Annotated in this window: 27 protein-coding genes; 12 read left to right on the top strand and 15 right to left on the bottom strand. The window is 63.2% G+C overall.

Annotation, left to right across the window (positions count from 1 at the left end):
* Nucleotides 1-161: 161 nt before the first annotated feature.
* Nucleotides 162-650, bottom strand: coding sequence for a GNAT family N-acetyltransferase (locus tag AC3CCE_RS04030; protein WP_352626125.1), 489 nt, complete (start codon nucleotides 648-650; stop codon nucleotides 162-164).
* 5 nt (nucleotides 651-655) lie between these two features.
* Nucleotides 656-1,504, bottom strand: a complete 849-nt coding sequence (locus tag AC3CCE_RS04035; RefSeq protein ID WP_488377104.1) for a transglycosylase SLT domain-containing protein — start codon at nucleotides 1,502-1,504, stop codon at nucleotides 656-658.
* A 258-nt stretch (nucleotides 1,505-1,762) separates the two neighbouring features.
* On the opposite strand from AC3CCE_RS04035, the gene AC3CCE_RS04040 reads away from it, so the two are divergent.
* Nucleotides 1,763-2,344, top strand: a complete 582-nt coding sequence (locus AC3CCE_RS04040) for a methylated-DNA--[protein]-cysteine S-methyltransferase (RefSeq protein WP_023683769.1) — start codon at nucleotides 1,763-1,765, stop codon at nucleotides 2,342-2,344.
* Between the two features lie 19 nt (nucleotides 2,345-2,363).
* On the opposite strand, the gene AC3CCE_RS04045 is transcribed toward AC3CCE_RS04040, so the two are convergent.
* Complete coding sequence (locus AC3CCE_RS04045) at nucleotides 2,364-2,690, bottom strand: hypothetical protein (protein ID WP_352626150.1); 327 nt, start codon at nucleotides 2,688-2,690, stop codon at nucleotides 2,364-2,366.
* A gap of 298 nt (nucleotides 2,691-2,988) precedes the next feature.
* Here AC3CCE_RS04045 and AC3CCE_RS04050 point away from each other — a divergent pair, with 298 nt between their 5' ends.
* The 3 genes from AC3CCE_RS04050 to AC3CCE_RS04060 all read left to right on the top strand — a co-directional run bounded on the left by AC3CCE_RS04050 (nucleotide 2,989) and on the right by AC3CCE_RS04060 (nucleotide 3,922).
* Nucleotides 2,989-3,201, top strand: a complete 213-nt coding sequence (locus AC3CCE_RS04050; protein ID WP_015316174.1) for a cold-shock protein — start codon at nucleotides 2,989-2,991, stop codon at nucleotides 3,199-3,201.
* Between the two features lie 269 nt (nucleotides 3,202-3,470).
* Nucleotides 3,471-3,671, top strand: coding sequence for a hypothetical protein (locus AC3CCE_RS04055; protein ID WP_352626123.1), 201 nt, complete (start codon nucleotides 3,471-3,473; stop codon nucleotides 3,669-3,671).
* Nucleotides 3,668-3,922 (top strand): type II toxin-antitoxin system RelE family toxin, encoded by a 255-nt coding sequence (locus AC3CCE_RS04060; protein WP_352626122.1) that lies wholly within the window; start codon nucleotides 3,668-3,670, stop codon nucleotides 3,920-3,922. The genes AC3CCE_RS04055 and AC3CCE_RS04060 overlap by 4 nt, the downstream gene beginning before the upstream one ends.
* A 110-nt stretch (nucleotides 3,923-4,032) precedes the next feature.
* Here the strand turns inward: AC3CCE_RS04060 and AC3CCE_RS04065 are convergent, their stop codons facing one another.
* Nucleotides 4,033-4,893, bottom strand: coding sequence for an EAL domain-containing protein (locus tag AC3CCE_RS04065; protein ID WP_352626121.1), 861 nt, complete (start codon nucleotides 4,891-4,893; stop codon nucleotides 4,033-4,035).
* Entirely contained in the window at nucleotides 4,890-5,789 is a 900-nt protein-coding gene (locus AC3CCE_RS04070) for an EAL domain-containing protein (RefSeq protein ID WP_352626120.1), read from the bottom strand. Before AC3CCE_RS04070 ends, AC3CCE_RS04065 begins: the two co-directional genes overlap by 4 nt.
* A gap of 276 nt (nucleotides 5,790-6,065) precedes the next feature.
* Here AC3CCE_RS04070 and AC3CCE_RS04075 point away from each other — a divergent pair, with 276 nt between their 5' ends.
* A complete protein-coding gene (locus AC3CCE_RS04075) occupies nucleotides 6,066-7,268 on the top strand; it encodes a pyridoxal phosphate-dependent aminotransferase (protein WP_352626119.1) in 1,203 nt (400 codons plus the stop codon).
* Between the two features lie 59 nt (nucleotides 7,269-7,327).
* Here AC3CCE_RS04075 and AC3CCE_RS04080 read toward each other — a convergent pair whose 3' ends face one another.
* A complete protein-coding gene (locus tag AC3CCE_RS04080) occupies nucleotides 7,328-7,723 on the bottom strand; it encodes a (R)-mandelonitrile lyase (RefSeq protein ID WP_352626118.1) in 396 nt (131 codons plus the stop codon).
* Nucleotides 7,724-7,771: 48 nt separating this feature from the next.
* The gene (locus AC3CCE_RS04085; RefSeq protein ID WP_352626117.1) at nucleotides 7,772-8,323 is read right to left on the bottom strand and encodes a methyltransferase family protein; all 552 of its coding nucleotides are present in this window, start codon (nucleotides 8,321-8,323) and stop codon (nucleotides 7,772-7,774) included.
* A 147-nt stretch (nucleotides 8,324-8,470) separates the two neighbouring features.
* Here AC3CCE_RS04085 and AC3CCE_RS04090 point away from each other — a divergent pair, with 147 nt between their 5' ends.
* From AC3CCE_RS04090 to AC3CCE_RS04100, 3 genes are all read left to right on the top strand, one after another.
* The gene (locus tag AC3CCE_RS04090; RefSeq protein ID WP_352626116.1) at nucleotides 8,471-9,331 is read left to right on the top strand and encodes an alpha/beta fold hydrolase; all 861 of its coding nucleotides are present in this window, start codon (nucleotides 8,471-8,473) and stop codon (nucleotides 9,329-9,331) included.
* A 247-nt stretch (nucleotides 9,332-9,578) separates the two neighbouring features.
* Nucleotides 9,579-11,630 carry an elongation factor G gene (locus AC3CCE_RS04095; protein ID WP_352626115.1) on the top strand — a complete coding sequence of 684 codons (2,052 nt, stop codon included), beginning with the start codon at nucleotides 9,579-9,581 and terminating at the stop codon, nucleotides 11,628-11,630.
* 724 nt (nucleotides 11,631-12,354) lie between these two features.
* On the top strand, nucleotides 12,355-12,852 hold the full coding sequence (locus AC3CCE_RS04100) for a methyltransferase family protein (RefSeq protein WP_352626114.1): 498 nt from the start codon (nucleotides 12,355-12,357) through the stop codon (nucleotides 12,850-12,852).
* A 22-nt stretch (nucleotides 12,853-12,874) separates the two neighbouring features.
* Here AC3CCE_RS04100 and AC3CCE_RS04105 read toward each other — a convergent pair whose 3' ends face one another.
* Nucleotides 12,875-13,771: a LysR family transcriptional regulator gene (locus AC3CCE_RS04105; RefSeq protein WP_023671970.1), complete on the bottom strand. Its 897-nt coding sequence runs from the start codon at nucleotides 13,769-13,771 to the stop codon at nucleotides 12,875-12,877.
* Between the two features lie 80 nt (nucleotides 13,772-13,851).
* Nucleotides 13,852-14,826: a thioredoxin-disulfide reductase gene (trxB, locus tag AC3CCE_RS04110; RefSeq protein WP_352626113.1), complete on the bottom strand. Its 975-nt coding sequence runs from the start codon at nucleotides 14,824-14,826 to the stop codon at nucleotides 13,852-13,854.
* A gap of 256 nt (nucleotides 14,827-15,082) precedes the next feature.
* On the opposite strand from trxB, the gene AC3CCE_RS04115 reads away from it, so the two are divergent.
* Nucleotides 15,083-15,562 (top strand): Lrp/AsnC family transcriptional regulator, encoded by a 480-nt coding sequence (locus AC3CCE_RS04115; RefSeq protein WP_023713930.1) that lies wholly within the window; start codon nucleotides 15,083-15,085, stop codon nucleotides 15,560-15,562.
* Between the two features lie 5 nt (nucleotides 15,563-15,567).
* Here AC3CCE_RS04115 and AC3CCE_RS04120 read toward each other — a convergent pair whose 3' ends face one another.
* From AC3CCE_RS04120 to AC3CCE_RS04135, 4 genes are all read right to left on the bottom strand, one after another.
* A complete protein-coding gene (locus AC3CCE_RS04120) occupies nucleotides 15,568-16,215 on the bottom strand; it encodes a D-glycero-alpha-D-manno-heptose-1,7-bisphosphate 7-phosphatase (protein WP_352626112.1) in 648 nt (215 codons plus the stop codon).
* Nucleotides 16,208-16,780 (bottom strand): D-sedoheptulose-7-phosphate isomerase, encoded by a 573-nt coding sequence (locus tag AC3CCE_RS04125; protein WP_352510497.1) that lies wholly within the window; start codon nucleotides 16,778-16,780, stop codon nucleotides 16,208-16,210. The genes AC3CCE_RS04120 and AC3CCE_RS04125 overlap by 8 nt, the downstream gene beginning before the upstream one ends.
* A gap of 8 nt (nucleotides 16,781-16,788) precedes the next feature.
* Nucleotides 16,789-18,282: a D-glycero-beta-D-manno-heptose-7-phosphate kinase gene (gene rfaE1, locus AC3CCE_RS04130; RefSeq protein ID WP_352626111.1), complete on the bottom strand. Its 1,494-nt coding sequence runs from the start codon at nucleotides 18,280-18,282 to the stop codon at nucleotides 16,789-16,791.
* A gap of 124 nt (nucleotides 18,283-18,406) precedes the next feature.
* The gene (locus AC3CCE_RS04135) at nucleotides 18,407-19,039 is read right to left on the bottom strand and encodes a LysE family translocator (RefSeq protein WP_023671977.1); all 633 of its coding nucleotides are present in this window, start codon (nucleotides 19,037-19,039) and stop codon (nucleotides 18,407-18,409) included.
* 134 nt (nucleotides 19,040-19,173) lie between these two features.
* Here AC3CCE_RS04135 and rfaD point away from each other — a divergent pair, with 134 nt between their 5' ends.
* The 3 genes from rfaD to waaC are packed head-to-tail and all read left to right on the top strand — an operon-like array spanning nucleotide 19,174 to nucleotide 22,075.
* Nucleotides 19,174-20,124, top strand: a complete 951-nt coding sequence (gene rfaD / locus AC3CCE_RS04140; protein ID WP_023691545.1) for an ADP-glyceromanno-heptose 6-epimerase — start codon at nucleotides 19,174-19,176, stop codon at nucleotides 20,122-20,124.
* Nucleotides 20,097-21,104: a lipopolysaccharide heptosyltransferase II gene (waaF, locus tag AC3CCE_RS04145; protein ID WP_023821652.1), complete on the top strand. Its 1,008-nt coding sequence runs from the start codon at nucleotides 20,097-20,099 to the stop codon at nucleotides 21,102-21,104. Before rfaD ends, waaF begins: the two co-directional genes overlap by 28 nt.
* On the top strand, nucleotides 21,101-22,075 hold the full coding sequence (gene waaC / locus AC3CCE_RS04150; RefSeq protein WP_352461932.1) for a lipopolysaccharide heptosyltransferase I: 975 nt from the start codon (nucleotides 21,101-21,103) through the stop codon (nucleotides 22,073-22,075). The genes waaF and waaC overlap by 4 nt, the downstream gene beginning before the upstream one ends.
* 24 nt (nucleotides 22,076-22,099) lie before the next feature.
* On the opposite strand, the gene greA is transcribed toward waaC, so the two are convergent.
* Nucleotides 22,100-22,573 carry a transcription elongation factor GreA gene (gene greA, locus AC3CCE_RS04155; protein WP_023671981.1) on the bottom strand — a complete coding sequence of 158 codons (474 nt, stop codon included), beginning with the start codon at nucleotides 22,571-22,573 and terminating at the stop codon, nucleotides 22,100-22,102.
* A gap of 288 nt (nucleotides 22,574-22,861) precedes the next feature.
* On the bottom strand, nucleotides 22,862-23,398 hold the full coding sequence (locus AC3CCE_RS04160; protein ID WP_023689712.1) for a tetratricopeptide repeat protein: 537 nt from the start codon (nucleotides 23,396-23,398) through the stop codon (nucleotides 22,862-22,864).
* Nucleotides 23,399-23,542: the final 144 nt, after the last annotated feature.

Below are 23,542 nucleotides of genomic sequence, written 5' to 3' on the forward strand. Positions count from 1 at the left end.
TGGATGGTGAGGTAGCATCCGGTTGCGGCGGCCAATGTGAAGCAGTTCACAATCCGGAGGTTTTCAACAGCGCTCGAGCAATTCCAGGAAAGGTGGGAACCGGTTTTCCCGGGAAAAGCGCGTAGCGTTTTCCCCAGGGAATTGCGGCAAGAAAAAAGCCCTTACCCTTCCCAGGCGACAGGCATCATTCCCAGCCGCTCGTAGAGCCGGAGCGCGGCGGCGTTCTCGACCGTGTTGGTCTTGAGGTCGACATGGGCCGCGCCCCGATCCCGAAAGGCGTTGAAAGCCTGCCACATCAGCGCTTCGCCAATGCCTTTGCCGCGCGCTTCGGGATGGACCGCGAGGTCCTTGACGAAGGCCCTCGTCCAGCACAGCGCTGCCGCCGCCAGCCGTCCCTTGGCGTCGATGACCAGGAAACACAGCGCCGGGTCGAATTCGGCATCGCTGGATATGCGCGGCCACCATTCGTCGAACGGGCCGTCAGTGCCGTCGTCGAACACCTCGGTCAAAAGCGCGTGCAGGGGCTGCGCGTCACCATGTTCGAAGCAGCGCATGGCAAAGCCGTCCGGCCAGTGCGGCGCAACGAGCGTCTCGTCGAGGATCTTGCGCAGCCGGATGTCGTTTGGAGCCGGCGGGCGCGGTTCAGGCATCGCGCTCAGGCGTCGGGCTGCAGCCGGCGGCGCTTGCGGTCGACACCGAGGCCGGTGGCCTCGAGCAGGCCTTTGCGCTTGGCGTCGAAATAATAGCCGGTCTGGTAGAGCCAATCGGCCTTCTTGGCGTTGCCACCCGCCACCAGCCAGGCGCCACGCAGATATTTGACCGCGTATTTCAGATTGGTCTCGGCGTCGAACAGGCCCTTGGCCGGCCCGTCATAGCCCATGCCGCGCGCCGTCGCGTGCTTGATCTGCATCAGCCCCCAATGGCCGTTATTGTAAGCCTTGGGATTGTAGGTGCTTTCGCGGTTGACGACGTGGCGCACCAGATCGACCGGCACCTCGTAGAGAGCAGCGTATTTCTGGATCAGCCGGTCGACGTCGCCGCGCATGCCGGTCGCATGCTCTTCTTCCGGGAGACCGATGGGCGCGGCGGGGAACTGGCCCAGGGAAGCAGGGTTCTGCGGCACGACATAGGCTACCTGCTGCACGCCGGGCATGGCGTTCTGGCCGCCCTTGGCGGTCGCCGGCATGACAAGGCTGGCGGTCGTATATTGCGCCGCGACCGGCTGTCCGGCGTTGGCGGGCGCAGGCGCCTGCCAGGCGTTGGCGGCCATCACCGCAGGCAGGGCCGGGGCCGTGGGCGTCGCGCCGGCAAAGGCCGCGGTCGCGGCAGCCGGCTGCGGGGCGGCGGCAAGTGCTGGTGTGGCGGGAGTTGCTTCGGCGGCCTGGACGGGTGTTATGCCCGAGGATTGCGGCAGCACCGAAACCGTATCGGGCAGCGGCACGGTGAAGCCGGCATCGCTGCCGGCGGCGGTCGCGGTTTCGGTCAGCGCAGGCGTGGCCTTCATCTGCGAGGTCGATTGGCAGCCGCTGAGGGCAGCTGCGCCGACGATCACAGAGATCGCGAAAAGGTTGAATTTTGCTGGCAAGCCGCGCGGGTCCGATTTGTCGGTTGTTAAGAAGTCCTTACACCAGCGATTCCTGGTGGGCAATCGGGACCATCTGGTGGTTTTCGGGTGGCGAGAGCCGGGCTCAGATGCCATATTGTTCTGCATATGTACCGGTCGGTATCCCGGTTTTCGCCGCTTTGCGGAAAGGAGAGCATCATGGAAACGGCATCTTCGATCACAGCCGGCCACGCAGTGTTAGAAACAGTGATCGGCTTCATGGGCATCGCCTGGAGCGAAAAGGGCCTGATCCGGCTCTGCCTGCCCGAAAGGAGCCGCGAAGCAGTGGAGCGCCGGCTGATGCGGCATGCCGGTGTTGCCGCCAATACCACTGCGAACACTGGGCAGCCGCAATGGGTGGTCGAGCTGATCGCCTCGATCAAGGCGTATGCGTCAGGCGAGGACGTCGATTTCTCCGGCGTGCCGGTCGATCTCGACGGGGTCGACGACTTCCGTCTCGCCATCTACGACGCGGCGCGGAAACTGCATTATGGCGAAACCACCACCTATGGCGAACTGGCCAAGCGCGCCGGCCAAGCCGGCCTGCCGCGCGAAACCGGGGCAGCGCTGGGCGCCAACCCGGTGCCGCTGGTCATCCCCTGCCATCGGATTCTAGCCGCGGGCGGCAAGATCGGCGGCTTCTCCGCGCCCGGCGGCTCGGCCACCAAGGAAAAGATGCTGGCCATGGAAGGCGTGCGCGTCGGCCCGCCGCCGGCGGCGCAGGTCTCGTTCGGGTTCTGAAGATCAGAACCCGGCGCGGCTAGCGACGGCGCAGGAAGCGGCGGTGAAAATGGTCGTTCTCGATCCGCTTGCAGAGATAGACCGGGCAGGATTCGGTATCGGCGCTCGGTACATAGGCGCGCTTCCTGACCTCGCCGACATTGCAGAATTGCTGGCTCTGCACATAGCGGTCGAAGAGCGGCAGCCCCGGCACGCGCCTGGACTGATAGCGCAGGATGACCGCGCCCTGGCGGGCGATCGTGCCTTGCACCCTGTCGCAGCTCATACGAGTGGGGTCGTAGCGCGAAATTGCCTGCGCCTCGGCGGCCGCCAGCGTCAGGCAGGCGGCAAGCAGAATGGTTTTCACAACGGTTTTCATGACTGTCTCCCAAAACCGGACTAACGCCGTCGGGCGTCCCGGTCTTCCCGATTGCTCGACGCTTTCATGCGATTGGGGCGGCCTTTGGGCGGCGCCACCGCAACGCCATTTTTCGAGCCATCTTGTTTTTGGTGCGAAACCCGCCTATATCAGCTCCATTGATATTTCGGCCGATCGATCCGGGCCTCGCGATCTTCGCGTTTGCTGACGTCTATCTCCAAAATCTCGATACAAACCGGCTGAACCTCGGTTCGGTCAAACCAAAGCAAATGCGAGGACTATTCATATGGCAACTGGTACGGTCAAGTGGTTCAATGCCACCAAGGGCTTCGGCTTCATTCAACCTGATTCGGGCGGTGCGGACGTTTTCGTTCACATCTCCGCTGTCGAGCGCGCTGGACTGTCGACCCTGGTCGAAGGCCAGAAAATCAACTTCGAGATCGAGCAGGACCGCCGCACAGGCAAGTCGTCCGCTGGTTCTCTGAGCAAGGCAGCCTGATTTTGCGATAGCGCGCGCCGGACGAGAGTTCGGGGCGCGCGGCAAGTCACGGATGTACTGACGGTCGCGCGAGAAGCGCGCTGGAGCAGAAAGACCCGACAAGCTGGATCAGCAGATAGCTGCCGGCCCGGACTTAAAGCTCCGATCAGGCTACCGAAAATGGGAAGGCGGGATTTATCCCGCCTTTTTGTTTGTCTGGACTTAAGAGGTCATAGGCGGCCATGGTCCCACCGGTGGTACATTTGGCCCAATAGTGGTACCATTCGCCCATGACCAAACTTGAACAAATCGAAAAATCTGTCGCCGAGTTGAGTCCTGACGAACTGAAGGCTTTTGCCGCGTGGTTCGAGGCGCTTCAGGCGGACATGTGGGACCGGCAGATCGAAGCGGACGCGCAATCGGGCCGGTTGGACAAGCATGCCGAACAAGCTTTGGCTGACCATCGCGCTGGCCGGACCCGGCCTCTGTGAACCACGTCGCCTCTCCATCATTCTGGGAGGCTTATGAAAAACTGCCATTATCGGTCAGAGCAAAGGCCGATAGGCGTTTTGCCAGATTGCGTTATGACCCTTTTGACCCGTCACTGCATTTCAAGCAGGTCGGACGCTATTGGTCGGCCAGAGTGGATGACAGTTATCGGGCTGTCGCCATTCGCAACAATGACGATGTGATCTGGTTCTGGATCGGCACTCACACCGACTACGATCATCTGCTGAAGTAGTCCCAAGCCATTCGCGCTACGGCCGAAGGCCGCAAGCCCAACCGGGCATCGCGCCCGTTGGCGCCCCGTCCGGAACGAGCCGCGAAGCGGCGGCAAGCGTAAGGACAAAATTAACGCCGCAGATGCAGCGGCACCACCTTGTTGCCGGCGCCAAGCAGCGCCTCGATCGACAGCGGCTCCCGGTTGAAGATCGTGCCGGCCAGCGCCGGCCGGCCGAGATGGAACCCCTGCAGCAGGTCGACGCCGCCATCCAGCGCGACGCGCAGATGCACGGATTGCTCGATGCCTTCCACCAGCACCTTGGCGCCGCGATCGTGCAGCGACGAGACGAGCGGCCGGAAGAATCGCTCGGCGGCAGCGTGGCGGCAGAATTCGGCGAACCAGCCGCCGTCGATCTTCACAATATCCGGCTGGAGCAGGCTCATCCTCTCCGCAGTCGAGTGGCCGGTGCCGAAATCGTCGATGGCGATGCGGATGCCGTGGCGCCGCATCTCGCGCACCAGCGGAGCCAGCACATTATCGTCGGCCGCCTGTTCGGTGATCTCGCAGACCAGCATGGCGGCATGCAGGTCGAGATCGCCGAGATGCCGCGTCATCAGCCGGATCTCGGCCAGCGCCCGCCCGAGATGATCGTTGATCATCGGGTTGTAATTGAAGAACAGGTCGAGCCCGTCGGCGCCGATGTTGCGGAAGTTTTTCAGATGCAGCATCCGGCACATCGACTCGACAAACAGGCGGTCGCCCGGCGCAACACTGTCGAAGAACATGGCCGGTGCAACCGGCATGGAAGCGCGCTGCGGTTCGATCAGCGCCTCGACGGCAACCGCGGCCAACGCGCCGCCGCGTGGCGCAAAGATCGGCTGGTAGGCGCTCTTCAGCCGGAACGCGCCGTAGACGCCGTATTCGATGCCGACCTCGTCGGCAAAGATCGCTTCGCCGATATCGCGACGCCTCTCGCGCTGCCCGGTCATGGCCCGGTCCTGCGCCCGAACACCCTGCCCGGCCGCGCTGGAGGCGCTGCAGTCGGGCCGGCAGGCGTCTTGCCAGGCTCGGCCGCCGCGACAGATGGCTGCCCATCCTTGCCGAAAGCGCGAAAGCTGGTCGGCGCCAGTTCCGGCTTGGCCAGCACGAAGCCCTGCACCATCGATGCGCCGGATTTCTCGGCCAATTCAAGCTGCCAGCCTTCCTCGATGCCTTCGAACACCGTGCGGATGCCCTGTAGTTCGAAGTTCGTCACCATGGCAGTCAAGAGGGCAAAGCCGGCGCCGGATTCCATGAGCTGCGTGATCCAGTGCGCATCGAATTTGACGATGTCGGGCTTGAGCTCCTTGATGCGGTTGATGTCGGATTCATCGGCGCCGTAATCGTCGACGGCAATGCGAAAGCCATTGGCCCGCAGCGCCTCGACAAAGCTGTAGAGCGTTTCCTGCGACGCCGACTTCTGCTCGGTCACCTCGCAGACGATGCGGCGCGGATCGATCCCGGCTTCGTGCAGCACCAGCCGCATGTCGCGCAACGCGTTGTCGGCGATGGAGCGCTCGGTAAACACCGACGGATCGAAATTGACGAAGATCGAGGCTTCTTGCGGCAGGCAGGCGCCGGCGTTGAGCAAATGCAGCGTGCGCGTCAGCGCCTCGATGTGCAGGCGGTCGCCGGCCGGACAGGTGCGGAAGAAGTTCATCGGCGATTGCGGCTCGCCGTCACGAAACGGCCGGATCAGCCCCTCGAATGCTGCGATCGAGAGCTTGCCCTCCTTGAAGGCGAAGATCGGCTGAAAGGCGCTCTGCAGCGTGTAGGGACCCCAGACACCTGAAGCGGTGCCGTCATCGTGACGGATGATGTGGGCAAGCCCGGTGCTGCGCGACAAGGGTCCCTCGCTCCGCGAGACAGGCGAAATGGCTGGCGATCCTGCCGTCAAAGGTTTTAGCGGCCGTTGATGAATTTATTCTTGCCGGGGATAAGCCTATCGATTGCCGAGCCCGCTGCGCAGAGCGAAACCGTCATGCACGCGCTCCAAAAGCCGATCTTCACAGGTCCTTGACCCCTGGCTCATCCGACAACGCTTGCACTTGCCGGGTCGATGCGACATGAGAAGCGCCGCAGCTGTTTGCGGTTGCGCCGACCCCTCTGGAGATATCTGGTCATGGCCTTTCTTGCCGACGCCCTTGCCCGCGTAAAGCCTTCCGCCACCATCGCGGTGACGCAGAAAGCCCGCGAGCTGAAAAATGCCGGCCGTGACATTATCGGCCTCGGCGCCGGCGAACCGGATTTCGACACGCCCGACAACATCAAGAATGCGGCGATCGAGGCGATCCGCCGCGGCGAGACCAAGTACCCGCCGGTTTCGGGCATCGCGCCGCTGCGCGAGGCGATCGCGAAAAAATTCAAGCGCGAGAATAATCTCGACTACAAGCCCGAGCAGACCATTGTCGGCACTGGCGGCAAGCAGATCCTGTTCAACGCCTTCATGGCGACGCTGAACCCAGGCGACGAGGTCATCATCCCCCGCCCCTATTGGGTCAGCTATCCCGAAATGGTGGCGATCTGCGGCGGCACCTCGGTGTTCGCCGACACCTCGATCGACAATGGTTTCAAGCTCACTCCCGCCGCACTGGAAAAGGCGATCACGCCGAAGACCAAATGGCTGTTGATGAACTCGCCGTCGAACCCGTCCGGCGCCGCATACACGGAAGCCGAGCTGCGCGCGCTAGCCGACGTGCTCTTGAAGCATCCGCATGTCTGGACACTGACCGACGACATGTACGAACACCTGACCTATGGCGACTTCGCCTTCAGGACGATCGCCGAGGTCGAGCCGAAACTCTACGAGCGCACGCTGACCATGAACGGCGTCTCGAAAGCCTACGCCATGACCGGCTGGCGCATCGGCTATGCCGCGGGTCCCGTCCAGCTGATCAAGGCGATGGACATGATCCAGGGCCAGCAGACCTCGGGCGCCTGCACCATCGCGCAATGGGCCTCGGTCGAGGCGCTCAACGGCCCGCAGGATTTCGTCGCCAGGAACAAGGCGATCTTTCAGGGCCGTCGCGACCTCGTCGTGTCGATGCTCAACCAGGCGCGCGGCATAACCTGCCCGTCGCCGGAAGGCGCTTTCTACGTCTATCCGTCCTGTGCCCAGCTGATCGGCAAGAGGACCAAGGCCGGCAAGGTCATCGACACAGACGAGACCTTCTGCTCGGAACTGCTCGAGGCCGAGGGTGTCGCGGTGGTGTTCGGCTCTGCCTTCGGCCTCGGCCCCAACTTCCGTATCTCTTACGCCACGTCGGAGAGCCTGCTGGAGGAAGCCTGCACGCGCATCCAGCGGTTCACGGCATCGCTGACCTGAACTGGCGGCACCGAGACATGAAACCCGGCTTCGAGCCGGGTTTTTGTCAGGAGCAGACCTCAGCCGCCATACTGCTCGCTGGTGACCGCTTCCATCCAATCTGCGTGGACGCCGTCCAGCGCTTCCTGCATGGCGACGTGGGTCATTGTCGTCTTTGGAGCCGCGCCGTGCCAGTGCTTCTCGCCGGGCTCGAACGAGATCACGTCGCCCGCCTTGATCTCCTGGATCGGCCCGCCCCATGTCTGCGCAAGGCCCGCGCCCGCAGTGACATAAAGCGTCTGCCCCAGCGGATGCGTGTGCCAGTGGGTGCGCGCACCGGGCTCGAAGCTGACCAGCGTGGCTCTGAGCCGGGCCGGCGCTTCCTTCTCGATGATGGGCGTCTGCAACACGCGGCCGGTGAAATACTTCTCCGGTGCGATGATGGTCGGCACGCTGCCGCAGGCAATGATCTTCATCTCTGGTGATCCCTACGTTTGGCAGAAGCTACCCTGCTCCGGTGCCGGCTACCACCCCAGCCGGGGCCAGAACAGGCCGGCACGTACGCGATAGTCCGCGTAGGCTCCGGCCAGCGGCGTGCGCGAAAATTTCTTCTCTTCGTCCAGCGCCGCAAACACATAGAGGATAGCGATCCCGGCGACCGGCACCAACGCCCAGACCGACCAGGTCGCGATCCCCCAGCCGATCCAGAAGACGATGTAGGACGTATAGAAGGGGTGGCGGACATGGCCGTAGGGGCCGTGGGTCAGCAGGCTGTGCGGATCGTCGGGTGCGAAGACGAAGCGCAGCCGCACCTTGCGCGACGTGACGATCGCCCACCAGAACAGGGCAGAGCTCGCCAGTTCGACGGCAAGTCCGGTGAGCTTTGCCGAACCCGGCTGCGATTGGATCCAAAGGATGGCGAGAAAGAACAGCGCCGTGGCGATGACCGCCGCCGAAATCACCATGGCGCCTGGAGACATCGCCTGCGATTGGAAATGCGCCCGCATCGACCAGACATATTGGCCAAGCGTCGCGATGCTGCAGATCGAGACAAGAAGATCGAGGACTGGTTCCATTGTCGGGATTCCGCGCGTGATTGCCATGGAGCCAGCGATCGTGCCGGCTATCTCTTTAGAAATCCTTTCTTAACCACATGTCTAAAGAACATATAGAGCCAGCGATGCGATGTTGGCGGTCAGGCAAATCTCAAGGTCTAATCCAGCATGAGCATCACTCACCGCACCATCCGCACGCCGCAGGCCGACTTGCGCCTCAGCCAGTCGTCTGGTTCCGGCATGCCCATCGTCATGATCCACGGCTCGGGCAGTTCGCGCGCCGTGTTTGCCCGTCAATTCGACAGCCCGCTTGCCGACGCCCATCGGCTGATCGCCTTCGACCTTCCCGGCCACGGCGAGTCCTCCGATGCCCGCGACCCGGCGACCGCCTATACGATTACCGGCCTTGCCCAGACCACAGCCCGGCTTCTCGACGCTTTGGGCATCGGCCACGCCATCATCTTCGGCTGGTCGCTCGGCGGCCATGTGGCGGTCGAACTGGCCAGCTTTCACCATGCGGTCAGCGGCCTGGTGCTGACCGGAGCGCCGCCGGTGTCGCGGGGGCCGCTTGGCATGCTGCGCGGCTTTCACGCCAACTGGGACATGCTGCTCGCCTCCAAGAAGGTCTACTCCGAACGCGACATCGAGCGTTTTGAGGCTCTGTGCTACGGCGACACCGCCAGTCCGTCTTTCCGCGAAGCCATCAGGCGCACCGACGGCCGGCTTCGCGCCGGCGTGGCGCGCTCCATGTTTGCGGGCAAGGGCGCCGACCAGAAACAGGTGGTCGAGCACGCTCCGTTCCCGGTTGCGGTGATCAATGGCGAGCATGATCCGCTGGTGCGGCTGAGTTACTTCGAGACGGTGGCCTACAGCTCGCTGTGGGAACAATGCCATGTCATATCAGGCGCCGGCCATGCACCGTTCTGGGAACGCCCAGACCTGTTCAACCCGTTGCTGTCGCGCTACGCCGAGATGGTGGTGAAGCAGAGTGCAGCCGCCACGCCCACGCGCCGCACCCAGGCAAGCTGAAATCGCCGGACGGTTCTGATCCCGGGGTCTTGCCTCGGCCGCCTGACGGCGCACCGGATTCCTATTTTCCTTGCCCTGCCGGCTAACCCGTGGGACGATGGGCTTGGGCAGGTGGCTAAATGAAAACAACCCCGCCCGCGACGGTCGAACAGGCCGGCCGCCGCTCACGACAGGGTGCGATCGGCGCAAAACCGTTTCCACTTTTGCTGATCGCACTCCAAGGGCAACGCCTGAGTGGAGGTCAGCCATGGGTACTCGCGCCGGAGGACGACGCACGGGACCGAAATGCATTGCCATAGTCGGTCCCTTTGCAAGCGGTAAGACGACACTTCTCGAAGCCATCCTCGCCCGTACGGGCGCCATCCCCCGCCAAAATCCCGTTTCATCGGGAAGCACCGTTTCCGATCATTCGCCCGAAGCGCGGGCGCACGGCATGAGCGTCGAGGCGACCTTTGCCACCACCGAATTCATGGGGGAGCAGATTACCTTCGTCGACTGTCCCGGATCGATCGAATTCTCCTTCGAGGCCGAGCCGGTGCTGGCAGCCTGCGATCTCGCGGTGGTCGTCGCCGAGGCCGACGAGAAGAAGATCCCAGCCTTGCAGCTCATCATGCGCAAGCTCGACGATCTCGGCGTGCCGCGCATCCTGTTCCTCAACAAGGTCGACAAGGCAATCGCCGGCGTACGCGATACGCTGAAGATGCTGCAGCCGACGAGCGCGGCGCCGCTGTTGCTGCGCCAGATTCCGCTGCGCAAGGACAATGTGGTGATCGGTTCCATCGACCTGGCGCTGGAGCGCGCCTACATCTACCGCGAATATGCCGAAAGCCAGGTTGCCGAAATTCCAACTGACGACAAGGCGCGCGAACTGGAGGCTCGCTTCTCCATGCTGGAGACGCTTGCCGACCATGACGACCAGTTGATGGAGCAGTTGCTGGAGGAGATCGAGCCGCCGAAAGACGCGGTCTTCGACGATCTGTCCGCCGACCTGCGCGCCGGCGCCATAACGCCGGTGCTGATCGGCACCGCCGAAAAAGGCAACGGCGTGCTGCGCCTTTTGAAGGCGATCCGCCATGACGCACCGGATGTCGAGGCGACGCGCAAACGGCTCGGCGTCCCCGACGGCAATCACACCGTGGTCCAGGTGATGAAGACCATCCACACCGCGCATGGCGGCAAGCTGTCCGTGTCGCGCGTACTCTCCGGCCAGATCGCCGATGCAGCCGAACTCTATTTGTCGAATGGCGAGACGGCGAAGGTCTCCGGCATCTACAAGATGCTCGGCAAGGACCAATCCAAGCTCACCGCTGCCAAGGCCGGCGACACGGTGGCGTTGGGCAAGCTGGACGAGGTCAAGACCGGCCAGACGTTGAGCTCCACGAAGGGCGGTATCAAGCCGCTGGTCACGCTGACGCCGCCGCAGCCGGTCTTTGCCTTTGCCCTGCGGCCGAAGGAGCGCAAGGACGAGGTCAAAATGTCGGCGGCCATCCAGCGCCTGGCCGAGGAAGATCCCTCGCTCACCTTGCGCCACAACCAGGACTCGGCCGAGACCGTGCTGTCCGGCCATGGCGAGATGCATCTGCGGGTCGTGCGCGAGCGGCTGGAAGGCAAGAATCAGATTCCGGTCGAAGGCCATGCGCCTGCCGTCCCCTATCGCGAGACGATCCGAAAGACGGTGCAGCAGCGCGGCCGCCACAAGAAGCAGTCCGGCGGCCATGGCCAGTTCGGCGATGTGGTGATCGAGATCAAGCCGCTGCCGCGCGGCTCCGGCTTTCAGTTCTCGGACACCATCACCGGCGGCGTCGTGCCCAAGACCTACATCCAGTCGGTCGAAACCGGCGTGCGCGATTATCTGAAATCCGGCCCGCTCGGCTTCCCTGTCGTCGATGTCGCCGTCAACCTCTCCGACGGCTCCTACCACGCCGTCGATTCCTCCGACATGGCTTTCCAGATGGCGGCCAAGCTGGCCATGAAGGAAGGCATGGCGGCCTGCTCGCCGGTGCTGCTCGAGCCGGTCATGAAGGTCGAGATCGTCACGCCGTCCGAAGCCACTTCGAAGATCATCGCGCTGATCCCGCAACGGCGCGGGCAGATCCTTGGCTACGACGCGCGGCCTGACTGGCCGGGATGGGATGTCGTGGAGGCGACCATGCCGCAGGCCGAGATCGGCGGCCTGATCATCGAACTGCGCTCGGCGACCTCCGGCGTCGCCAGCTATCGTTGCGCCTTCGATCACATGGCCGAGCTGACCGGACGGTTGGCCGACGAAGCGATGAACGCCAACGGCAAGGCTGCCTGATAGGCCGAAGAATGATCCGCACAAAAAACGGCGCCCAGATGATCCGGACGCCGCTCTTATTGCGGACCGTCTTCTTGGGAGGAAAACGGCAGGTCCGCCGCACGTATCCGCCGCGCCATACGGCACTGACAGACGAATAGGTTCGGACGCGGTAGCCGCCTGAGCCCGGATCTTCCGAGTGATGCCCCCATCTCCCGGTCGAACCACACCGCGTCCTATGATCTGCTTAAACGATGAATCGCGCCTGCGGCATGTTACCTGAGGTTACATGTCACTGTTACGCGGCGATTTTGCTCGATTTTTCGCTGGCTACGGCAGGCCCGGAAACAAAAAAGCCGGATCAATGAAGATCCGGCTGAGTTTGATTGGAAGTGCCTGTTAAGGCTAACCTCCAGAGGGGAACACTCGAGGGCACTAATGGGAGGAGAACGCGCCCAGGAGATGATCTATATATGTGCTGTTCATGCCCAAGAAACAAGCATCTATTTTGCAACACACGCATGCAAAAAGGTACAGGCTGTGGTCTACCCATGTCTAGGGGCCATAGGACCACGAAAAGTTGCCAAATGAATGGCGCGACCGTGCTGTTGCCTTCGCAGAACCGCAAGTCGGGCTGATTCTCGCGCTCGCGGGCAAAAAGCCGAATGACGTTGAATCGGGCAACAGGCGTTTATTTTTGCGGCAGCGGGATGGGAAGGGTCGGCCGGAAGAAGGGAGACCTGACATGCGGACACCCCAGGCGATCGCCGGCAGCGCGGTCTTCTTCATCGCCGCACCTTGTGTCGTCGCCGGGCTGGTGCCCTGGCTGCTCACGGACCGCTACCGTCTGCCGCTGTCGACGGTGCCCGGCTTCGTGCCGGCCGGCTCCATCCTGATTGTCGCGGCCATCGCCCTGCTCGTCCATTCCTTTGCCCGCTTCGCGCTCGAAGGCCTCGGCACGCCGGCGCCTGTCGCGCCCACCGAGAGACTGGTGATCGGCGGCGTGTACCGCCATGTCCGCAACCCGATGTATGTCGCAGTACTGTCGATCATCCTGGGCCAGGCGTTGCTGTTTTCAAGCTGGAGCGTCGCTGCCTATGCTGCCATCGGCGTGATCGTCATGGGCTCTTTCGTCAGGTTCTATGAGGAGCCGACTCTCGCCCGCCGCTACGGTGGCGAATACGAGACCTACCGCCGCAATGTTCCCGGCTGGCTGCCACGGCTGACGCCGTGGCGGGGGTGACCAGCACCTCCCAAGGCCATGTTTAAAATGACCAGCTGCGCGCTTTGGCGATGATGAAGTCGCGGAAGACGTGCAGCTTGGCCTGGTTCTTCATTGCATCGGGATAGGCGAAATAGGTGTCGAAGGACGGCACCTCGGTCTCCGGCAAAAGCTGCACCAAATCCGATTCCTTGGAGATCACGTAGTCGGGCAGCATGGCGATGCCGGCGCCGCCCTGCACGGCGCGCTTGATCGACAAGATGTCATTGATCTGCAGCGTCGGCACCCTTTGCCCACCGTCGAAATCGCCGATCGTTTCCAGCCAGTTCAGCTCCGACAGATGCGACGGCACCGGCACGCCGAAAGTGACGATGCGATGGTTCTTCAGATCGGCGACCGAGGTCGGCTTTCCGTGCTTGCCGACATAGGACGGCGAGGCATAGAGGTGGAAATGCACGGTGAACAGGCGGCGCTGAATAAGGTCGGGCTGCTGCGGCTGGCGCAGCCGTATCGCGCAGTCGGCCTGGCGCATGGTGAGGTCGAGTTCCTCATTGGCCAGGATCAGCTGCAGGCTGATTTCCGGATAGAGCTCGATGAATTCCTGTACCCGCTCGGTCAGCCAGCCGGCGCCGAGCCCGACGGTGGTCGTTACCCTCAGCACGCCGGAGGGCCGGTCCTTGGCCTCGGTCAGCTTCGACTTGATGGTCTCCAGCTTCATCAGCACGTCATGCGCCGTGCGGAACAGCATTTCGCCCTGCTCGGTCAGCACCAGGCCGCGGGCATGGCGATTAAACAGCGGCACCCCGACATCATGTTCGAGCGCGCTGACCTGGCGTGAAATCGCCGATTGCGACAGGTGCAAAGTCTCGGCGGCATGGGTAAACGACCCAGCCTCCGCCGCTGCGTGAAACACGCGAAGCTTGTCCCAGTCCAACGCCATTGAGCTCCCCTCGTTCTGTTTTTGGCGTCTGAATGAAAAATCAGGCTTTTGAACGGCTTGCGACGCCGTCTTGATAGATTTTATTCCGCCGCTTCGCGGTGCACCTCGATGCCGGCCAGGTATTTTTCCGCCTCGAGCGCGGCCATGCAGCCGAGCCCGGCGGCGGTCACCGCCTGACGGTAGATATCGTCGGTCACGTCACCGGCGGCGAACACGCCGGGCACATCGGTGCGGGTCGAATTCGGCGCCGTCCACAGATAGCCGTTCGGCTTCTGCTTCAGCTTGCCGACAAACAATTCCACCGCCGGCGCATGGCCGATCGCCACGAACACGCCGTCCACCTGGAGATGGGTGACCTCGCCGGTCACCGCATTTCTGAGCTTCAGCCCTTCGACCGAAGGCGGCAGCGGCGTCTTGCCGAGCCGGCCGGTGATCTCGTCGACGATCGTGTCCCAGATGACTCGGACATTGTCCTTTTTCAACAGCCGCTCACGCAGGATGCGCTCGGCGCGGAAATCGTTGCGCCGGTGGATGACGGTCACGCTCTTCGCCAGATTGGAGAGATAGAGCGCCTCCTCCACCGCCGAATTGCCGCCGCCGATGACAGCGACATCCTTGCCGCGATAGAAAAAACCATCGCAGGTGGCGCAGGCCGACACGCCGAAGCCCATGAAGGTCTGTTCGGTGGGGATGCCCAGCCATTTCGCCTGCGCGCCGGTGGCAATGATCAGCGCGTCGGCCGTGTAGGTGGTGCCGGAATCGCCCGTGGCGCGGAACGGCCGCACATTGAGGTCAACCTCGGTGATGATGTCGTTGATGATATCGGTGCCGACATGCTCGGCCTGCTTCAGCATCTGCTCCATCAGCCACGGGCCCTGGATGGGATCGGCGAAGCCCGGATAGTTTTCGACATCGGTGGTGATCATCAGCTGCCCGCCCTGCTGCAAGCCTGCTACGAGCATCGGCTTGAGCATGGCGCGCGCGGCGTAGACTGCGGCGGTATAGCCGGCCGGGCCGGAACCGATGATAAGGACAGGCGCGTGCTTGGTGGTCATCTAAAGCCTCTGCGGGGCAGACAATCGAGTGTGCCTTGGAAAACGACGTGAAATGTTGCTGGTAATGTAAGGGTTGCCAACCACACCAGCAAGACGATCAGGCCGTCGTCCCCGGAAAGCTTCGGCCTACAGGCTTATTCGCGCAATGGCCGCTTTCGTTACGGTTGCGAAATCGCCCGACCAAAGGGCTGGCATCGACACAAAAGTCGTTTAAGGACGAGAGTGCGAAAGATTCTTGCGCTAAGCCGAGACCGCCATGCCCCTGAAAGCCGACCTCGACGCCATCGACTGGAAGATTCTGCGCGAGCTTCAGGCCGACGGGCGCATGACCAATGTCGAACTGTCGAGCCGTGTCGGCATTTCCGCCCCGCCCTGCCTGCGCCGTGTCCGGCGGCTGGAGGAAACCGGCATCATCAGAGGCTATCGCGCCTTGCTCAACGCGCCGGCGCTCGGCATGGATGTCGTCGCCTTCTGCCTGATCGGCCTGCATCACCAAGCCGACGCGGAGCTCAAAGCTTTCGCCGAGCGCACTCGCGGCTGGCCGATCGTGCGCGACGCCTGGATGGTCTCGGGCGAATCCGACTTCCTGCTGCATTGCGTGGCGAGCGATCTCGGCACGTTCCAGACCTTCGTCATTGAAGAACTGGCCTCGGCCCCCAATGTCGACACGGTGCGCACCGCGCTGACCATCCGCCGCGTCAAGGACGAAGGGCTGGTGGCGTTCAGCGCCCCATGATCGTCCTAGATTCGGGCGAGCGACTCGATAGCCCCCAAAAGCCATACCAGATCATCGGGGTTGCGCAGCGGCAGAACCTCGAAGCCCGGCTCATTACTTCCCTCGCCATCCACCAGCCAGCCGCGCGGCAGGCCGGCACGTTGTCCGGCCAGCATATCCGCGGGATTGTCGCCGACGATCAGCGAGCGTTTGAGATCGAGGCCGAGGCGCTGCCGGGCCTGTAGCAGCATGCCCGGATTGGGCTTGCGCTTCGGATGGTCGGCGACCGCCAGCGGACCGCTGCCCGCCTCGTGGTACGCGCAGGCCAGAACCATGTCGACGAAGGCATCGCGGGCGGCAAGCAGCTTGAGAACCCGGCCGTTGACCGCGGCAAATTCCTTCCAGCCGAAATAGCCGCGCGCGACGCCTGACTGGTTGGTGACGATGACCACCGGGATGTTGCCCCGGTTGGCGGCGGCGATGACCGGCACGATGCTGTCGCGCAGCGCCATTTTGGCTGGATCGTCGGGATAGCCGGTGTCGACATTGATGGTGCCGTCGCGGTCGAGGAACAGCGCCGGCGCGTTGGCTGGAAACACCCGCGAACCCACCCGCTCAACCCACAGGCCGGGCTCAGCCAGCGGGTATGGACCGTAGGCCCCGGTGTCAGCCATTCGACAGACGGTCTTCCACCACCTCGCAGAGATAGTGGTAGAGGCAGAGATGTCCCTGCTGGATGATCGGCGTCGAGGTCGAGGGCACGTTGAGCAGTATGTCGGTGAGCGGCTTGAGTTTGCCACCGCTGTCGCCGGTGAGGCTGACCACCGTCATGCCCATCATGCGCGCCTGTTCGGCGGCAGCCAGAATGCTCGGCGAATTGCCGCTGGTCGAGATCGCCAGAAGCACGCCGCCGGCCGCGCCATGCGCTTCGACCTGGCGCGAAAACACGGTGTCGAAGCCATAGTCATTGCCCCAGGCGGTCAGCATGCCCGCGTTGGCCGGCAGCGCAATCACATTGTAGGCCTTGCGCTCCTTAAGGAAGCGGCCGACCAGTTCGGTGGCAATGTGGATGGCGTCGCTGGCCGAGCCGCCATTGCCGCAGACCAGCAGCGCCTTGCCCGAGGAAAGCGCGGCGACGACCGCACTCACAGCACGTTCCATCTCGGCGGTCAGGTCACGCTCGACTGTCGCGGTGATCGCGGCCGCCGAGCGGACCAGATAGTCATTCAGTCCGGACATGAAATCCCTCAGTTGGTACCGCCGCCGGCGCGCAATTTGCCGATCGTGCCGGTGGTGCTCTTGCCGGCGACAAGGTCGACCAGGACGACGCGCCCGCCCGCCTTCTGCATCACATCGGCGCCGACAACGGTTTCGACCGTGTAGTCGGCGCCCTTGACCAGAATGTCGGGCAGAAGCGCCTCGATCAGCGCCAGCGGCGTATCCTCTTCGAACACCACGACCGCATCGACCGAGGCCAGGGCGGCGAGCACGCAGGCACGATCATGCTGATCGTTGACCGGGCGCCCGGCGCCTTTCAGCCGACGCACCGAGGCATCGCTGTTGAGGCCGAGCACCAGCCGGTCGCACTGGCTGCGCGCCGCGTGGAGAAGACTGACATGGCCGGCATGCAATATGTCGAAGCAGCCATTGGTGAAGCCGACGCTCAGGCCCTCGTCCTTCCACGCCGCCACCATGCGCGCGGCCGATGCGGCATCGAGGATGGCGTCCTTGTGGGCGGTGGGGCCGTGCGAGCGGAACAGCGCGCCGGTGAGTTCCTCCACGGTCAGCCGCGCGGTGCCGCGTTTGCCCACCACCACACCGCCGGCGGCATTGGCGATGGAGGCGGCCATGACGCGATCGGCGCCCGCGGCCAGAGCCAGCGCGAAGCTCGCGATGACCGTATCGCCGGCGCCCGAAACGTCGAACACTTCGCGCGCCTGGGTGGCGATGTGGCGCGCCTCATCCGCGCCGACGACGCTCATGCCCTTTTCGCTGCGGGTGGCGACGACGAAGTCGAAGCCATGTGCCGAAATCAGCTGGCGTGCCGCCGCGACGATCTCGTCGTCGGCGAAAACCGGGCGACCGACAGCTTCGCCAAGCTCCTTGCGGTTGGGCGTGATGGCGGTCGCGCCGGCATAGCGCGCATAGTCGCGGCCCTTGGGATCGACCAGCACCGGTTTTCCCGTCTCGCGGCAGATGGCGATCAGGTCGGCGGCGACGCCGTCGAGCAAGATGCCCTTGCCATAGTCGGACAGAATGACGATGTCGGCGCGCGTGAGTGCGGCGCGAAAATGCCGGACCAGGTCCGCCCGTTCCTTGTCGTCGAGCGGCTTGATCTCTTCCTCATCGAAGCGCAGCACCTGCTGATTGAGCGCGCTGAAGCGGCTCTTCGACGACGTCATGCGACCGCGCTCCTGCGCCATATCAGCCGTATCGGCGCCGAGTTCGCGCAGCATGCGCACCAGATTGTCGCCGGCCACATCGGTGCCGATCACCGATATGGGAATAGCGCTGGCACCCAGCGAGACGATGTTGGCGACAACGTTGCCTGCGCCGCCCATCGTCGAGGTCTCGCCGCGCCCGTGCAGCACCGGGATCGGCGCTTCCGGCGAGATGCGCTCGATGACGCCGTTGACGAAACGGTCGAGGATGAAGTCGCCGACCACCAGCACGGCAACGTCGCCAAAGCGGGCAATGGCGCGGTGCAAAGGTTCGGGCGAAGGCGGATTGTGCTTGATCATGTCACTGGCAATGCGAGGGAAAGGCCGACCTCAATCACGCTGAAAATTGTCAATTTACGGGCCGGATCGTTCATGGCGAAGCCGATATACCGCAAATCCGCGCAGCGCAACGTCAGGGCGGCCGTCAGCTCTTCTGCAACGCGACGTGGACGCCCAGTCCGACCAGCACCGCCCCGCCCGCCCGCTGCATGATGCGCTGCGCACGGCTGGAGCGCTTCAGCCGGGCGATCACCATGCCTGCCAGCAACACGCAGACAATATCTGCCGAAGAGAACATTAAATTGACGATGGTGCCCAGCACGACGAATTGCAGCCACACCGGGAACCCCGCCGAGGCATCGATGAACTGTGGCAGGAACGCCATGAAGAAGATCGCCGTCTTCGGATTGAGCACTTCGACGGTGATGCTCTCGAAAAATGCCCGGCGCGCCGATTTGCGCTCGATCGCCGGCAGCGCCGTGTCACCGTCCCCGCGCTTGCGGAACAAGGACACGCCAAGCCAGATCAGATAGAGCGCGCCGATGAGCTTGACCGCCATGTAGAGCGGCGGCACCGCATGGAAGAGCACCGACAGCCCGGCGGCAGCCGCAAAGACATGGAAATAACCGCCAAGATGGATGCCAAGTGCCGCCGTCAGCCCCGACCAGCGCCCGCGCGCCATGGTCTGCGCGGCGGCATAGAGCATCGCCGGTCCTGGAATATAGGCAAAGATCGCCGTGGTGGCGAAAAACGCAATGAGCAGTTCGGTCGACGGCATTTTTTGTCCCCTAGCTTGCGGGCCTCGAATAAAGCGGGCCGCTTCGCGGTCTCACTGTGGCGTCGTGGTGCTTCATCGACAGTACGCTTGGCCTCCCTTATAAGGACCGGAATCGCAAGCAACCAGAGGCCTTCATGATCATCGTCACGGGCGGGGCCGGCATGATCGGCTCCAACATCGTCGCCGCACTCAATGCCGAAGGCCATGATGACATCCTCGTCGTCGACGACCTCACCGACGGCCACAAGATCGCCAACCTGGCCGATTTGCAGATAGCCGACTATCTCGACAAGGACGAATTCTTGGCCACCTTGGAAGCCGGCGACCTAGGCCGCGTCGAGGCCGTCTTCCACCAGGGCGCCTGCTCGACCACCACGGAATGGAACGGCAAGTTCATGATGGACGTGAACTACGCCTTCTCAAAGCGCTTGCTGCATGGCTGTCTTTCGCTGCGCATACCGTTCCTCTATGCCTCCTCGGCTTCCGTCTACGGCGGCGGTTCGGAGTTTCGCGAGGACCCCGCACTTGAGCGGCCGCTCAACGTCTACGCCTATTCGAAGAAACTATTCGACGACTATGTCAGGCGCACCGTGTTCGACACCGATCATTCGCAGGTCGCCGGCCTGCGCTACTTCAACGTCTATGGCCCGCGCGAGGCGCACAAGGGCGCCATGGCCTCGGTCGCCTTCCATCTGTTCAATCAGGTCGGGCGCGGCGAAAACCCAAAGCTGTTCGGCGCCCATGACGGCTTCGGCCCCGGCGAACAAAGCCGCGACTTCATTCATGTCGGCGATGTCGCCGACGTCAATCTGTGGCTGTGGAAGCGCGGCTCGAGCGGCATCTTCAACTGCGGCACCGGCCGCGCCCAGCCGTTCCGCGCCATTGCCGAGACCGTGATCGATACGCTGGGCAAGGGCGAGATCGAGTTCATTGAATTCCCCGATCACCTCAAGGGCAGCTACCAGAGTTTTACCCAGGCTGATATGTCCCGTTTGCGTGCAGCCGGCTATAATGGGCAATTCCGCAGCGTGGAAACCGGCGTCAGAGACTATGTCGAATGGCTGAAAGCCCAACGATCCTCGTGATCGGCCCACGCTGGGTGGGCGATATGGTCATGGCTCAGTGCCTGTTCTCGGCGTTGAAGGAGCTCCATCCCAACGCCGCCATCGACGTGCTTGCCCCGGCCTGGGCGGCCCCGCTGGTCAAGCGCATGCCCGAGATTCGCCAGCAGATCGATTTCCCGCTGCAACCCGGCGCGCTCGAATTCATCATTCGCCGCCGCTTCGGCCGCCTGCTGCGCGGCCGCTACGATATGGCCTACGTCCTGCCGGGCAGTTGGAAATCGGCGCTGATCCCGTTCTTTGCCCGCATTCCGCGCCGTTTCGGCAATCTCCGGGAAATGCGCTACGGCCTGCTGACCGACATCGTGCCGCTGCCCGATGCCGTCAAACGGCTCACCGCGCAGGCCTATTTCGGTCTTGCCCAGGGTGGCCATTTCCGGGCGCCGCACCTGACCGTCGATGGCGGCAATCAGAAAGAGTTGCTCGCCCGCTTCGACCTGCAGCCGGGAAAATTCGTCGCCATGATGCCCGGCGCCGAATTCGGTCCGGCCAAACGCTGGCCTAGCGAAAGCTATGCCGGCCTCGCCGGAGAGATGATGGCGAAAGGATTCGAGGTCGCGTTGTTCGGCTCGAAGAACGATCGCGACGTCACTGCCGAGATCGCAGCACTCGCGCCCGGTGTCGTCGATCTGGCAGGAAAGACGCGACTGGAGGACGCCATCGACCTGATCGCCGCGGCCAGGCTGGCGGTGTCCAACGACAGCGGGCTGATGCATGTCGCGGCCGCCGTCGGCACGCCGGTCGTTGCCGTCTACGGTTCGACCTCGCCGGAAAACACGCCGCCGTTGGCTGAACAGCGCGAACTGATCTGGTTGCATCTGTCCTGTTCGCCCTGCCACCGGAAGATCTGCCCGCTCGGCCACCTCAACTGCCTGAAGACGCTGGACGTTGCCCGAGTGGCAGCGGCGGCGGACAGGTTGCTGGAACTCCCGGCCGCCGCATGAAGGTGTTGATCGTCAAGACCTCCTCGATGGGCGACGTCATCCACACCTTCCCCGCCGTCGAAGATGCACGCCGCAAGCGCCCCGATATCGCCTTCGACTGGTGCGTCGAAGAGGCCTTTGCCGGCATCGTCGCGCTGCATCCGGCGATAGCAAAGATCCATACCGTCGCCATCCGGCGCTGGCGCAAGCATCTGTTCAACGCCGGCACATGGCGGGAGGCGACAAGCTTGCGCCGCGCTCTGCAAGCAGGCGAGTACGACCTCGTCATCGATGCGCAGGGGCTGCTGAAATCGGCCCTGGTGGCGAAACAGGCAGCGGCACCAATCGCAGGTTTCGACCGCGCAAGCGCGCGGGAGCCCTCGGCAACGTTGTTTTACCAGCGCAAATACGCCGTGCCGCGCAACCTGCACGCCATCGAACGCACGCGCCGGCTGTTCGGGCTGGCGCTGGGCTACGAGCCCGATCTTTCGGCGCTCGCATCCGGGATTGTGCCGCCTCCCGGCGGCCTGGCCGGCATTGACGGCAAGACGGCCTTCCTGCTGCACGGCACCAGCCGCGAGGACAAGAAATGGCCCGCCGAAGACTGGATCGAAACGGCTCGCCTGCTGGTTGGTAGCGGAATGACGCCGGTCACCACCTGGTCGAACGAGCGTGAGAAGGCGGTGGCCAATGCGATCGCAAAAGCCGTGCCGTCAACGATCGTGGTGCCGAGATCGCCGCTGGCAGACATTGCCGCGATCCTTGGCCGCTCGACGCTGGTTATCGGCGCCGACACCGGTCTGACCCACCTCGCCAGCGCCTTTGGCCTGCCGACGGTCGCGGTGTTCCTTGCGACCGAGCCGGGTTTGACCGGCCCGCGCGGGCAGTATGCCTCAACGCTGCTGGCCGCATCGGGGGAGCACCTAACGCCGGCGAAGGTGGTGGCGGAAGCTGAGAAGCAGCTGGCGCTCAAATCACGAGCACCAGCCTAGAGCCTTTCAGAAGGATCTGAGGTGCTAGATGAACTGCACCTGGACGATCTCGTAACCCCTGGCGCCGCCAGGGGCGTTGACCTCGATGGCGTCGCCGACTTCCTTGCCGATCAGCGCGCGCGCGATCGGCGAGGAGATCGAAATACGGCCCGATTTCACATCCGCTTCCTGGTCGCCGACAATCTGGTAGGTCTTCTTTTCCTCGGTGTCCTCGTCGACCAGCACCACCGTGGCGCCGAACTTGACCTTGTCGCCGCTAAGCTTGGTGACGTCGATCACCTCGGCCCGAGCAATATAGTCTTCCAGTTCGTTGACACGGCCCTCATTGAGGCTCTGCGCCTCTTTGGCGGCATGATATTCGGCATTTTCGGACAGGTCGCCATGCGAGCGCGCTTCGGAGATCGCCTCGATGATGCGCGGCCGCTCCTCCTGCTGGCGCCAACGCAGCTCTTCCTTCAATGACGCGAACCCCTCGCCTGTCATCGGGACCTTGTTCATGATGCCTGACCTTTCCTGCCGCCACCCCCGCATTTCGGGGAAAGCCTTGTCGATGGGTATAAAAAGAAAACGGGTCCGGCAGCCTCGGGCTAACGGAACCGTTTCACCGCAATTTTCCCCAATATAGCGATCCTCGCGCGTTTTTCACGCTCAAAAAGCAGGCTTTTTGAAAAATCATGAGCCGACTTGCGCAATTGCCGTCACGGCATGTGCAGCGTGTTGCAGTTGCGACAACAAAAACCGGCTGCGATTGCTCGCAGCCGGCCCAGAGAAGCCGTTGGGGTGGGGTCAGCTTCTCATGAAATGGTAGATCTGTTCGGCCAGCATGCCGTATTCGCGCGAATCCTTGCCCGTCCGCTTCTCGATCTCGGCCAGTTGCGCCTGAGCGCCGGCCAGATCGCCGATCTGCAGATGGGCCTCGCCGAGATATTCGCGCACCAGCGTGTAGTCCGGGTTGATGCGGAGCGCTTCCTCGTAATAGCCGAGGCCGACGGTGACACGGCCGGAATGGCGATGCGAATAGCCGAGATAGTTGAGGATGCGCGGATCCTGCTTGTTGGCGGCAAGGCTGAGCACGGCGATTGCCTCATCATAACGCCCGGCCATGGCCAGGTCGTGACCAGCATCATAGATGTTGTCGTCGTCCAGCATGCCGTACTTCGGCGCGACGCATTTCTGCTTTTTCTTGTCCCAGACCTGCCCCTTCTTGCACTGGGTGGTGGTCTCGGTACCACCGCCACCGCCGCCGGCCGCAAACACCGGAACCGCAAAGAACTGCAGCGCGACAACCGCCGCAGCCGCCTGGATCAACACTCTTTTATGCATCGAAGCCTCCTTGAGGGGATAATGACAAGCTTGAGGGAAAATGACGATAATGAAAAGCTAACGCCGGGATGCAGACTTTTCATCCCGGAAACCCGCAGCCGCCGAAACTATTTGTGCGCCATGCCTAACTTGAATTCGGTCAAA

The organism is Mesorhizobium sp. P160187 (assembly GCF_057766425.1).